This window comes from Streptomyces subrutilus (assembly GCF_001746425.1).
Classification (GTDB): domain Bacteria; phylum Actinomycetota; class Actinomycetes; order Streptomycetales; family Streptomycetaceae; genus Streptomyces; species Streptomyces subrutilus_A.
On the sequence record NZ_MEHK01000003.1, the window covers coordinates 1 to 13,022 of the forward strand.

The window sequence follows — 13,022 nt, forward strand, 5'->3', positions numbered from 1 at the left end:
CTGTTTCGCATGACGGAGGACACGATGTACCCCACGCGCACCACCTCGGCCACGGGCACCTTCCGGGTGCCGGCGGTGGCCGCCCCTGCCCTGGCCGCGGCGGCCGCTCCGGCCCCGGAGCCGGTGCGGGGTGCGGCCCCGCGCCCCGCTCCGCAGCCGGCTCCGCAGCCGGGCCCGCCCTCGCTTTCGGGCGAGACCTCGACGGGCTGGGCCACCGTCCCGGCGGTCCTCGTGGCGGCCGGGCCCGAGGTGCCGGCCGCCCGGGCCCAGGCCGACGAACCCGAACCGGTGCACACGGGCCTGGACATCCCCCACCCCAGGCCGAAGCGACCCAGGCCGGCACGGCCACGCTGCGCCTGCGCGTCCCCGACACCGCGACCGGGGCCGCTGCCCCGCCGCCCCGGCCGGAACTCCCGCCGGGGGCGGGCCTCCGGCCGAACCCGGAACCGAACCCGGAACCGAACCCGGAACTCCGGCCGCACCCGGAGCCCGCCGCCCAGAGGCCAGCCCCCGCCCCCGGGTCGATGCCCAGGCCGGCGGCCGTTCCGGCGCCAACGCCCCCGCAGCCGGAGCCCGTGGCAGGACACGGTCCGGACCCGCGCGCCGCCCAGGCGACCGCGCCCCGACCGGCGTTCGCGCCTGCGCCCGTACCCGCGCCTGCCGAGCCGAGGGCCGGGTTCGAGCCCGAGCCGAACCCCCGTCCCGCGCCGGTTGCCGGGCCCGGACCGGACCCCCGGCCCGCGCCCGCGAGCGTTCCGGCCCCCGCGCAGCACCAGGTCGCGGCCCGGCCTGAGTCGAACCCCCGGCCCGTTCCGGCCCCCGCCCCTGCCCCCGCGGAGCCGGAGGTCGCAGCAGACGGGCCCGCGCCCGCGCCCGAGGTGGAGCCGGAGGCCGAGGCCCAGCCCGCCCCCGCGCGGTCCGGGGTGCCCGGGCCCGGGGTGGCCGAGATCGTCGCGCAGGCCGTGGCGCGCGGGCTGGAAGAGGAGGACGCGGCCCAGGAAGGCCCCGTCCCGCACGGCGCCCCGCTCCGCGGCGCGGCCGTCACCGAGGTGCCCGTTCACCTGCCGTTCCTCGGTGCGCAGAAGAAGAGCCCGCCCGCCCCGACCCAGGCTCCGGCCCCGGCCCGCGCCCCCCGGCCGGCTCCCGCCCCCCGCCCCGCCCCCGGCCGGCGGGCTCCGCGGGTGGACGAACGGCTCCGGGAGCACCGCGGCCCGGTGCTGCCCGGGTGGATCGGCGTCGGCATCGGCGGGCTCGCCCTGGCCGGCTGCGCGGCCGTGCTCTGGCGGGCCGGGGCCGTCCCGGACACGGTGGTGGCTGCCTTCGGCGGCGCCCCGCGCGCCTACCGGGGCCTGTCCGCCACCCACTGGCCCCCGCTCGCCTTCCTCGGCATCGTCGCCCTCCTCGCACTCGGCGGCCTCGGCCGCTCCCGCGCCGGCCACGCCTGGGTGCTCACCCTCTTCGGCCGCTACCGCGGCACGGTCCGCCGTACCGGGCTCACCTGGATCAGCCCCCTCCTCCTGCGCCGCCGGGTCGACGTGCGGCTGCGGCACTGGCGCAGCGACCCCATGCCCGCCGTGGACTCCGGCGGCCTCGCCCTCCAGGTCGTCGTCCAGGTGGTCTGGCAGGTCAGGGACACGGCCAGGGCCGCCCTGGCCGTCGAGGACCACGTGGAGTACCTGGCCGAGCAGGTCGAGTCCGCCATGGCCCGCGTGCTGTCCCGGCTCCCCGCCGACGCCTTCCACGAGGACGCGCCGACCCTGCGCGACACCGAGGCCGTCGGCGACGCGCTGACCCGGATGCTGGCGGCCGAGACCGAGGCCGTCGGGATCGAGGTCTTCTCGGCCCAGCCGACCCGGATCGAGTACGCGCCCGAGGTCGCAGAGGCGATGCGCCGCCGCCGGGTCGCGGCGATCGACGCGAAGCACCGGGACGCCGTGCTGTCCTCGGTCGTGGACGCCGTCGACGACACCGTCCACCGGCTGACCTCGCGCGGGCTCGTCGAGCTCGACGACTACGAGCGCAAGGCACTCGTGAAGGACCTCACGGTCGCCTTCTACACGGGGCGCGGCGAGTAGCGCCCTCGGCGGTGCGCGAACGGGTGGCCGGAATCGACCGGACCACCCGTTCTCCCTTTGGTATGGACATGGCCAACTCCCGTCAATAGTCTGGAACTTGGTCTAGACCTGAGATCACATCCCCACGCGTGCGCACGCTCTCGCCGAACCCCCCCATGTTCAAGGAGCATCATGCGTAACCTCCGCATGCCCGGACGGGCGGGCGCCGCCGCGCTCGGCCTCGGCCTCGTCGCCGGAATCACCCTCCTCGGCGCCCCCAGTGCCAGCAGCCACGGCTACACCGACACCCCCATCAGCCGCCAGAAGCTCTGCGCCAACAAGACCGTCACCAACTGCGGCGCCATCCAGTGGGAGCCGCAGAGCGTCGAGGGCTTCAAGGGCTTCCCGGCCGCCGGGCCCGCCGACGGCAAGATATGTTCCGCCGGCCTCCCGCAGTTCGCCGAGCTCGACAACCCGCGCGGCGGGGCCTGGCCCACCACCAAGGTGACCAGCGGGCAGAGCTACGGCTTCCGGTGGCAGTTCACCGCCAACCACTCCACCACCGACTTCAAGTACTACGTCACCAAGAACGGCTGGAACGGGACCAAGGCCCTCACCCGCGCCGACCTCGACCCCCAGCCCTTCCTCACCGTCGCCTACAACGGCGCACGGCCCGCCATGACCACCGTCCACCAGGGCGCCATGCCGAGCGGCAAGACGGGCCGGCACCTGATCCTGGCCGTCTGGACCGTCAACGACACCCCGATGGCCTTCTACGCCTGCTCCGACGTTCAATTCTGACGCAACGTCAGCTAATCTCCGGCGGCATGCGGACGACAACTGCACCCGAGACCGTCGCGGAACTCGTGGCACGCCGATGGGGCGACCACAGGCCGGGGCTGAAGTACGAGGACACCGGACACACCGTCCTCAGCCACCACCGGACCGCCCAGGAGGCCGCCGCGCGCGCCGCGCTCCTCGTCGACCTCATGCCCCCGGGGGCCGAGCCGCACCTCGGGGTGCTGCTGGACAACACCCCCGAGTTCCCGTTCTGGCTCGGCGCGGCGGCCCTCGCGGGGGCCGCCGTCGCCGGGATCAACCCCACCCGGCGCGGACCCGAGCTGGCCCGCGACATCCTGCACACCGACTGCCGGATCCTGGTGACCGAGCGGGCCCACCTGCCGCTGCTGCGCGGCCTCGACCTGCCCGGCGTACGCCTCCTGGTCACGGACACCGAGGAGTACGAGGCCCTGCTCGCCCCCTACGCCGGCGCCAAGCCCGGCGAGGCGACGCTGGGGACCCCCGGCCCGGACTCCCGGCTGCTCCTCTACTTCACCTCCGGTTCCACCGGCGCCCCCAAAGCCGCCATCTGCACCCAGGGCCGGCTCGCGGCGGCCGGGTCCGCGCTGGCCCGCCGGTTCTCGGTCACCCCGCAGGACGTCCACTACGTCTGCATGCCGCTCTTCCACGGCAACGCGGTCATCGCCGACTGGCTCCCGGCGCTCGCGGGCGGGGCGTCGGCGGCGCTGCGCCGGCGCTTCTCCGCCTCCGCGTTCCTGGACGACGTACGCGCGTACGGGGCGACGTACTTCACCTACGTCGGGCGGGCCGTCCAGTACCTGCTGGCCACCGAGCCGCGTCCCGACGACCGCGAGCACTCCCTGCGGCTCGGCTTCGGCACCGAGGCCGGGGCGGTGGACGCGGCGCGCTTCGCCGAACGGTTCGGCGTCCCGCTGGTGGAGGGCTACGGGGCCACCGAGGGCGGCGCCTCCGTCCAGCAGACGCCGGACACCCCGCCGGGTGCGCTGGGCCGGGCCGGGGAGGGGACGACCTCGCGGTGATCGACCCGGAGACGGGGGCCGAGTGCCCGGCCGCGGTGCTGGACGCGGACGGACGGCTGCTGAACGGCTCGGCGGCGATCGGGGAACTGGTCAACCGCGGCCGGAGCCTGTTCGAGGGGTACTGGCGCAACCCGGACGCGGAGGCCGCCCGCACCCGGGACGGCTGGTACTGGACCGGCGACCTCTTCTTCCGCGACGCCGCGGGCTTCCTGTACTTCGCGGGCCGTACGGACGACCGACTGCGGGTCGACAGCGAGAACCTGGCCGCGGCGGTGATCGAGAACATCCTGGCGCGGTGGTCCGACGCGGCGGCGGTGGCGGTGTACGCGGTGCCGGACGAGGTCGCGGGGGACCAGGTCATGGCGGCCGTGGCCCTGCGGGCGGGGGCGCGCTTCGACCCTGAGGCGTTCGCGGCGTTCCTGGCCGCGCAGCCGGACCTGGGGACGAAGATGGCGCCGCGGTACGTCAGGATCGTGCCGGGGATGCCGGTCACCGCGACGAACAAGGTCCACCGGGTGGCCCTGCGCCGGGCCGGCTTCAGGTGCCCCGACCCGGTCTGGCACCGTTCCCGTACGGGGTCCTACCGGCCGCTGACCGAGGCCGACCTCGCGGTGCTCCTGTCGCAGTACGAAGCCCAGGCCCGAGCGACCCTCCTGGACCGCTAGCCCTGCTGCGGCCGGGTCCCGGCGGTCCTCGGGCACCTCCGCCGGTAATGGTTTTGAGCACCCCTGGGGAGCAGGTAGTATTTTCTCTGTCAGCAGGCGCCGCTAGCTCAGTTGGTTAGAGCAGCTGACTCTTAATCAGCGGGTCCGGGGTTCGAGTCCCTGGCGGCGCACCTGTCCTTCGGGCGGTTTCCGGTTCACCGGGAACCGCCCGAAGTGTTTTCCGGCCCCGCTGGCGGGCGGGCCCGGTCGGGGCACCCCCGCTACAGGGTGAGCGACAGGAGCAGCGGCGCGGCCTTCCGGTTGAGGGTGTCCGCCGCGGCCCGCAGCCGGTGGGCGTGCTCGACCGGCATCGACAGGGCGAGGCAGCCCACCGAGGCCCCGGCCGTGATCGGGACGGCCGCGCAGACGGTGCCCACGGCGTATTCCTGGAGGTCCAGCACGGGCACGGTGGCCGGCTGGGCGTCCAGCTTGGAGAACAGGATCCGCTCGTTCACGATCGTCTTCGACGTGAGCCGCGCGATCTTGTGGCGGGACAGGTGGTCGCGCCGCCCGTTGAGGTCGAGCTGGGTCAGCAGGCACTTGCCGACCGCGCTGGCGTGCGCCGCCGAGCGGAAGTCGACCCACTCGTGGACCTTCGGCGTGCGCGGGCTGTCCGCGAACTGCGTGATCCTGACCTCACCGTCCACGTACCGGCTGATGTAGACCGCCGCCCCACGGAGTCGCGCAGCCGGTCCAGGGTCTCCTGGAGCTTGTCCGTCAGCGCTTGCTGGCGGTCGACGCCGGAGCCGAGCAGGACGAGGGAATCCCCTATGGCGTAGGCGCCGTCGGACACCTGCAGGACATATCCCTCCCGGCGCAGCATGAGCAGCATCGGGGCGAGATGGACTGCGGGCAGGCCGGTCTCACGCGCGATCTGCACATCGGTCACACCGCCGGTGTGCCGTGCGATCGTTTCGAGTACGCGCAGTGCGTACTGCACCGAGTGGAACGGCGCGGTCGGCTCGGGCTTCAGCGCCACGGTTTCCCCCTAGTGCTGTGACCGGGAAGGTTCGCCGGGTTGTTCCTGGTGCTGGTTGGAAATGAGTTCTCCAAGCAGCGTGGGGAGGCGGGATGGCGAAACCGGTCCGGGTTCGCGGGCTGACGGAGCAGGAGGGCCAGAAACTCCAGCACATCGTCCGGCGGGGCAGCACGAGTTCAGTGCGGTTTCGGCGGGCGATGATGCTGCTGGCTTCGGCCGGCGGCAGCACGGTCCCGGTCATAGGCCGCCTGGTCCAGGCGGACGAGGACACCGTCCGCGATGTGATCCACACGTTCAACGAGATCGGGCTCGCATGCCTGAACCCTCGGTGGGCGGGAGGCCGTCCCCGCCTTCTCGATCGTGACGACGAGGACTTCGTCGTCCAGACGGCCACTACTCGTCCGACCGTGCTGGGCAAGCCCTTCACCCGCTGGTCGATCCGAAAGCTCGCCGATCACCTGCGCAGGAACACTGCCCGGCCCGTCCGGATCGGCCGGGAGGCACTGCGGTGCTTACTGGCCCGCCGCGGGATCTCCTTCCAGCGCACGAAGACCTGGAAGGAGTCCCCGGATGAGGCCTTCGACGCGAAGCTCGCCCGGATCGAGTACGCGATCAACGAGCGGCCGGACCGCACGTTCGCGTTCGACGAGTTCGGGCCTTTGGGCATTCGCCCCACCGCTGGCTCCTGCTGGGCCGGGCAGACCCGGCCCGACCGCCTGCCGGCCACCTATCGGCGCACCCACGGAATCACCTACTTCCACGGCTGCTACTCGGTCGGCGACGACCAGATGTGGGGGATCAACCGGCGCCGCAAGGGCATCGACCACACCTGGACCGCGTTGAGAACGATCCGTGCCGCCCGCCCGGACGGCGCCCCGATCTACGTGATCCTCGACAACCTCTCCGCCCACCTCAACTGGAAAATCCGCAGGTGGGCGGCTCGCAACAAGGTCGAGCTGTGCTTCACCCCGACCTACGCTTCCTGGGCCAACCCGATCGAAGCCCACTTCGGACCGCTACGGCAGTTCACCCTGGCCAACTCGAACCACCCCAACCACACCGTCCAGACCCGGGCCCTGCACGCCTACCTGCGCTGGCGCAACAAGAACGCCCGCCATCCCGACGTCCTTGCCGCCCAACGACGCGAACGCGCCCGAATCCGCAGCGAAAGAGGTATCCGCTGGGGCGGCAGACCCCTACCCTCCGCGGCCTGACCGCTCAACCCGGCGAACCTTCCCGGTCACAGCACTAGCAGGTTGTTACCGCTTGCCCTACCACGATAGCCATCAAGAGGCCCATGTGGAGCGCCTGTTGAGGAGATTGATGGCTCGATCACGCCGCCCCGTCAGGATCTACTCCCTTGGCATATGCCATGGTCACGTTCACTGGCCCGGTTGTGCCGGGAATGCCCGGCCGCCGCCCACGGTTCGAATTCTTCGTACGGACGACGGATCGAGACGGGAGCGACGATGAGTGACACCGGGGACGCGTATCGCCAGGAGGGCCGGGGCGCCGTCCACGGCACGGCCCGGGGCAGTGCGCCCGTACCGCTCTCGGTCCTGGACCTCGTCACCGTGGGCGCCGGCAGTACCGCCCACGCCTCCCTGCGCACCAGCGTGGACATCGCCCGGCTCGCCGAGTCCCGCGGCTACCACCGCCACTGGGTCGCCGAGCACCACTCCATGCCCGGGGTCGCCAGCTCCTCCCCGGCCGTGATCCTGGCCCACCTGGCCGCGCACACCTCGCGCATCCGGCTCGGCTCGGGCGGGGTCATGCTGCCCAACCACGCCCCGCTCGCCGTCGCCGAGCAGTTCGGCACCCTGGAGGCCCTCGCCCCGGGCCGCATCGACCTCGGCCTCGGCCGGGCTCCCGGCACCGACGGGCGCACGGCCATGGCGCTGCGCGGGGCCGGCCGCCTCGACGAGGCCGCGGAGGAGTTCCCGCGGCAGCTCGCGGAGCTCACCCGGTTCCTCGACGACGACTTCCCGGACGGGCACCCGTACGCCCGCGTGCACGCCGTGCCGGGCCCGGTCCAGGGGCCCGCCGGGCGGCCGCCGCTGTGGCTGCTCGGCTCCTCCGGCTTCAGCGCCCGCCTGGCCGGCGAGCTCGGGCTGCCCTTCGCCTACGCCCACCACTTCTCGGCGGCCGGCACCCTGCCCGCGCTCGACCTCTACCGGCAGAGCTTCCGCCCCTCGGCCGTCCTGGACGCCCCGTACGCCCTCATCGGGGTCGCGGCGCTGGCCGCGGACACCGCCGGGGAGGCCCGGGCCCAAGTGCTCACGGGAGCGCTGTCGATGCTGCGGCTGCGCAGCGGGCGGCCCGGGCTGGTCCCGACGCCCGAGGAGGCCGCGGCGTACCCGTTCTCGCCGCTGGAGCGGGAGTTCGTGGACGGCTGGATCGCGAACATCGTGCACGGCACCCCGACGAGGTGCGCGCCGGACTCGACGGCCTGGCCGAGCGGACGGGCGCGGACGAGCTGATGCTGACCGCCAACGCGCACAGCGGCGAGGCCCGGCTGCGCTCCTACGGGCTCGTCGCAGATGCGTACGGGATGCCGGCGGAGGTCCCGGCCCAAGGGTGAGCGCAGGAAAACGGGGTTCGGCTGGTTTGTTGCCGAAACCTTGCCGGAAGGTGGCCTAAGACATCCTTAAACCGCTCGTCACCCGGGGTGGCGAGCGGTTTCTGATGTGCGTTCAGGTCTCTGACGAGCACATTTGGCCGCGCAGTGGTCTAGTCCTTCTTTGGTCCAAACCATTGACTGGGGCGTGGCGTGATCGCTATCACTTCTCTCACCTGAAGCTGATGCCCTCCCCTCCCACCCCCGGAGGCAGTTCATGCACATCCGTAAACCCCTCATCGCGGCCGCCGCCACGGCCGCGCTGGCAGCCGGTGCGCTCGCCTCCTTCGCCGGGCTCGGTACCGCCCAGGCCGCGGGCTCGGCGGCCGGCGCCGCGGCCGGCGGCGTCCGCATCGCCTACTACGACCAGTGGAGCGTGTACGGGAACGCCTTCTACCCCAAGCACCTGGACACGCGGGGGATAGCCGGCAAGCTGGACGTGATCAACTACTCGTTCGGCAACATCCACCCCACCGACCTCACCTGTTTCGAGGCGAACAAGGCGGCGGGCGACGACAACAACCCCAACGCCGGGGACGGCGCGGGGGACTCGTACGCCGACTACCAGAAGTCCTTCAGCGCGGCGGACAGCGTGGACGGCGTCGCCGACAAGTGGGACCAGCCGATCGTGGGCGTCTTCAACCAGTTCAAGGAACTGAAGGCCAAATACCCCCACCTGAAGATCAACATCTCGCTGGGCGGCTGGACCTACTCCAAGTTCTTCCACGACGCGGCCAAGACCGACGCCTCCCGCAAGAAGCTCGTCGCCTCCTGCATCAAGCAGTACATCAAGGGCGACCTCCCGGTGGAGGGCGGCTACGGCGGCCCCGGCACCGCGGCCGGCATCTTCGACGGCATCGACATCGACTGGGAGTACCCCGGTTCCTCCGGCGGCCACCTGGGCAACCACTACGGCCCCGAGGACAAGCAGAACTTCACCCTGCTGCTGGCGGAGTTCCGCAAGCAGCTCGACGCCGAGGGCGCGGCCAACGGCGGCAAGAAGTACCTGCTGACCGCGGCGCTCCCGGCCGGCCAGGACAAGATCAAGTACATCGAGACGGACAAGATCGGCGCGTACCTCGACTACGCGAACATCATGACGTACGACATGCACGGCGCCTGGGACGGCGACGGGCCGACGTACCACCAGTCCCCGCTGTACCCCTCGGCCGCCGACCCGACCGACCCGATCGCCCCGGGCACCGAGAAGTACAGCATCGACAACGCCATCGACTCCTGGATCGACGGCAACCCCGCCTACGGCATCGCGGGCGGCTTCCCCGCCGACAAGCTGACCCTGGGCTACGAGTTCTACTACCGCGGCTGGAAGGGGGTGCCGGCCGGCACCACCCATGGCCTGGCGCAGAGCGCGACCGGCGGCTCGGCCGCCCGGCCGCTCAGCCAGCAGGCGGGCATCGCGCACTACAAGGAGCTCGGCGGGATCGTCGACAACGCGGCGACCACCTTCTGGGACGACCAGTCCAAGTCCTCCTACTTCTACAAGGACGGCGAGTTCTTCACGGGCCTGAACCAGCGCTCCATCCAGGCCCGGGTCGACTACGGCAAGCAGCGCGGCCTGGCCGGCGCGATGATGTACTCGCTCCTCGGCCTGGACAACAACACCACGCTGCTGAACCAGATCTCGGACGCCCTCGGCGGGACCACCGTGCCGCCGACCACCCCGCCCACGACGCCTCCCACCACCCCGCCGACCACGCCGCCGACGACCCCGCCGACCACGGGCTGCGGCTCGACCCCGGCCTACGTCGCGGGCACCGTCTACACGGGCGGCAGCGAGGTCTCGCACAACGGCCGCAAGTACAAGGCCCAGTGGTGGACGCAGAACGAGACGCCGGGCACCACCGGTGAATGGGGTGTCTGGAAGGACCTCGGCGCCTGCTGATCTCCCCCCACCCCGCGCCGAGCGGCGGCCTGCCCCGCATCCCCCTCAGACGAGGGGGTGCGGGGCAGGTCCGTCGGACGGCGCGGCCGTGGTGGCGGAGGCCGCGGCGGCGGACGGAGCGGAGGCCGCGGCGGACGCCGCGGCGGCCTGGCGGTCGATCATGCCGGCGATCACCTCCGGCGCCACCGCGCGGGAGTACAGCCAGCCCTGGCCCGTGTCGCAGCCGACGCGGCGCAGCCGGGCCGCCTGGCCCGCCGTCTCCACGCACTCCGCGGTGACCGTCAGGCCCAGCCGGTGGGCGAGCTGGACCAGGGCCTCGACGATCGTCTCGTCGGCCGGGTTCGGGTGCGTGCCCTCGTCATAGCGGAAGCCCCGTACGAAGGACCCGTCCAGCTTCAGCACCGACACCGGCAGCCGGCTCAGGTAGGCGAGGTTCGAGTACCCGGTGCCGAAGTCGTCGATCGCGATCCGCACGCCCATGTCGCTGAGCGCCTGCAGGGCCTGCAGCGGCCGGCCGGCCGAGCCCATCACGGCCGACTCGGTCAGCTCCAGCTGGAGCAGCTGCGGGGCGAGCCCCGTCTCGGCCAGGATCTCCGCGACGTCGCCCACCAGGTCCGAGTCCCACACCTGGCGCACGGCCACGTTGACCGACACGAAGACGGGCGCGTCGCTGGGCTGCTCGATCTGCCAGCGGCGCGCCTGGCGGCAGGCCGTGCGCAGCACCCACTGCCCCAACTGGACGATGGACCCGTCCTCTTCGGCGATCCCGATGAACCGATTCGGCGTCAGCGTGCCGAACTGCGGGTGCTTCCAGCGCACCAGGGCCTCGACCCCGCGCACCGCCCCGCTCTCCAGGTCCACCAGCGGCTGGTACTCCAGCTCGAACTCGCCCCGCAACACGGCGGGCCGCAGCGTCGAGGACAGCGCCTGGCGCGTCATGCGGTGCGCGTTGCGCTCCGGGTCGAAGAGGGTCCAGCGGGCCTTGCCGTCCGCCTTCGCCCAGTACAGGGTCGTGTCGGCGGCCTGCATCAGCCCCGTCGCCGAGGTGCCGGCCGCCGCCCGCTCCACCACCCCGATCGACGCGGAGACCGACAGCCGCTGCCCGGACAGGTCGAACGGCTCCTGGACGGCGGCCAGTACGCTGCGCGCCAGGTCCGCGAGCTGTTCCGTGCCCGTGGAGTCCTCCACCAGCAGGGCGAACTCGTCGCCCCCGAGCCGCGCGACCAGGTGCCCGCTCGTGCGCCCGTATCCGGACTGGTCGGCGCACTGGGTCAGCCGGGCGGCGACGGCGGCCAGCAGCCGGTCGCCGACGCGGTGGCCGAGGGTGTCGTTGACCGCCTTGAAGCCGTCGAGGTCCAGGTAGCACAGGCCGATCCGGCCGGTCCCGCCGCCGTGTTCGTACGAGGACGCCTCCAGCGCCGTGGAGAGCCGCTCGAAGAACAGCGCCCGGTTGGGCAGCCGGGTGACGGGGTCGTGCATCTGGAGGTGGCGCAGGCGCGCCTGGAGATCGCGCCGGTCGCTGATGTCGGCGACGGACAGCAGGACGTCGCCGGTCCCCGGTACGGGCCCCAGGGTGACCTCGGTCCACAGCGAATGCCCGTCGGGGTGTTTGAGGCGCCGGGTACAGCGCAGCCGGGCCTGCCGCCCGCGCAGCACCTCCTGGTAGGCGGCCCAGGTGCGGGCCTCCGCGGCCAGGTCCACCAGGTCGGCGGCCGGCCGGCGGACGAGCGCGTGCGGCTCGGCGCCCAGCAGGCAGGCGAAGGCCTCGTTGGCGGTGACGACGTACCCGTCGCGGTCGACGACGGCCATGGGGAGGTGGGCCGCGTTGAAGGCGGCCCGGTAGTCGCGCCGCTCGGACTCGGCGCGCGGCGGAACTGCCGTTACCGACACTGCCGCGTGACGCTCCGTAATGGCCGATCGGATGCTGTCGGCCGCCGAACCGGTTCCTTCAGAGGTTCCGCTCACCGTTGGCTCCCGCAGTGCTCGTGAGTGTCCGTGCAGGAAAGTGTGCCGATCATAGAGGCTGCCGGAGGCCCTATCCAGCGGCGTCGCCGTGCGGGGGGCGGGAGTTCGGCGTGATGACGGAGTGGCGGCCCTCCCTGGGGCGATCGTTTCTGCGCGGCTTTGCGCACGCGGAGGCGCCTGCTGATCTCGCGTGATCGATCGTGACGTTCTGTAGGCAATCGAGTGAAGGCCAAGGGTCACCGGCTTGCCGGAATGCTCACTCGTGTGGGGCAGGGCAACAGGGCATTGGTACGGCAAGCACCTCAAGGTGGACGAACAGGAACAAATCCACCACCGGAGGTCGATGTGACGCGACAGGTGACACCCGGGGGAGTGGACCGCCCGCGCCTCCGAAGCACGGGCGCGGCCCTCACCTCCCTCACGGCGCTCGCCGCCATGTCGCTCGTCGCGGGGCCCGCCGTGGCCGATTCCGGAGCCGGTCCCTGCGCCCTGACCCGTACGGCCGCGCACCATTCGCTCGGCCTCGACACCTGGAACGGCGCCTACCCGCGGCCCGAGCGCTCCCTCGACGCGGTCATGGTCTTCCTCTCCTTCCCCGACCACCGGACCGCCCTGTCCCCGAGGAGATCGCCGGCGACTACTTCCCCGCCACCAGCGACTTCTTCGAGCGGGCCTCGTACGGCCGCTTCCGCCTCGTCCCGCATCCGCAGAAGCAGTGGATCCGGATGCCCAAGCCGTCCACCGCGTACGGGATACAGCGCGACTGGGCCCCGGAGGACCGGGCGGCCTACCTGCGCGACGCGGTCGCGACCGCCGACGCCCAGGTGGACTTCGGCAAGTACGACGTCGTCTACTTCGTGGCCGACCCGGACGCGCCCGGGGTGGACTCCGATGCCACGAAGGTCGTCAACTTCGACCGTCCGATCCGCGCCGACGGCGCGGACCTGCGGCGGATCGTC

At 72.5% G+C, this 13,022-nt stretch carries 6 protein-coding genes, 1 tRNA gene and 4 pseudogenes; 8 read left to right on the plus strand and 3 right to left on the minus strand.

Annotated elements, in window-relative coordinates; translation table 11 throughout:
• Positions 1-308: hypothetical protein (locus tag BGK67_RS35530; RefSeq protein ID WP_208948876.1), on the minus strand; the 308-nt coding region annotated here is incomplete at its 3' end.
• Between the two features lie 267 nt (positions 309-575).
• On the opposite strand from BGK67_RS35530, the gene BGK67_RS35535 reads away from it, so the two are divergent.
• The 4 genes and pseudogenes from BGK67_RS35535 (at position 576) to BGK67_RS35550 (ending at position 4,730) form a co-directional block, all read left to right on the plus strand.
• Entirely contained in the window at positions 576-2,075 is a 1,500-nt protein-coding gene (locus tag BGK67_RS35535) for an SPFH domain-containing protein (RefSeq protein ID WP_244291206.1), read from the plus strand.
• A gap of 186 nt (positions 2,076-2,261) precedes the next feature.
• On the plus strand, positions 2,262-2,855 hold the full coding sequence (locus BGK67_RS35540) for a lytic polysaccharide monooxygenase auxiliary activity family 9 protein (protein ID WP_069920402.1): 594 nt from the start codon (positions 2,262-2,264) through the stop codon (positions 2,853-2,855).
• A 26-nt stretch (positions 2,856-2,881) separates the two neighbouring features.
• Positions 2,882-4,560: pseudogene (locus tag BGK67_RS35545) on the plus strand (AMP-binding protein).
• A gap of 96 nt (positions 4,561-4,656) precedes the next feature.
• A tRNA-Lys gene (locus BGK67_RS35550) sits at positions 4,657-4,730 on the plus strand.
• 90 nt (positions 4,731-4,820) lie between these two features.
• Here the strand turns inward: BGK67_RS35550 and BGK67_RS35555 are convergent.
• Positions 4,821-5,578 (minus strand): annotated as a pseudogene (locus BGK67_RS35555) (IclR family transcriptional regulator).
• Positions 5,579-5,670: 92 nt separating this feature from the next.
• Between BGK67_RS35555 and BGK67_RS35560 the strand changes: the two are divergent.
• The 3 genes and pseudogenes from BGK67_RS35560 to BGK67_RS35570 all read left to right on the plus strand — a co-directional run bounded on the left by BGK67_RS35560 (position 5,671) and on the right by BGK67_RS35570 (position 10,098).
• Complete coding sequence (locus BGK67_RS35560; RefSeq protein WP_069919633.1) at positions 5,671-6,792, plus strand: IS630 family transposase; 1,122 nt, start codon at positions 5,671-5,673, stop codon at positions 6,790-6,792.
• A gap of 255 nt (positions 6,793-7,047) precedes the next feature.
• Positions 7,048-8,159, plus strand: a pseudogene (locus BGK67_RS35565) (LLM class flavin-dependent oxidoreductase).
• A 253-nt stretch (positions 8,160-8,412) separates the two neighbouring features.
• On the plus strand, positions 8,413-10,098 hold the full coding sequence (locus tag BGK67_RS35570) for a glycosyl hydrolase family 18 protein (protein WP_069920401.1): 1,686 nt from the start codon (positions 8,413-8,415) through the stop codon (positions 10,096-10,098).
• A gap of 45 nt (positions 10,099-10,143) precedes the next feature.
• Here BGK67_RS35570 and BGK67_RS35575 read toward each other — a convergent pair whose 3' ends face one another.
• A complete protein-coding gene (locus BGK67_RS35575) occupies positions 10,144-12,063 on the minus strand; it encodes a putative bifunctional diguanylate cyclase/phosphodiesterase (RefSeq protein ID WP_244291583.1) in 1,920 nt (639 codons plus the stop codon).
• Between the two features lie 345 nt (positions 12,064-12,408).
• Here BGK67_RS35575 and BGK67_RS35580 point away from each other — a divergent pair.
• A pseudogene (locus BGK67_RS35580) lies at positions 12,409-13,022 on the plus strand (M6 family metalloprotease domain-containing protein); the annotation flags it as partial.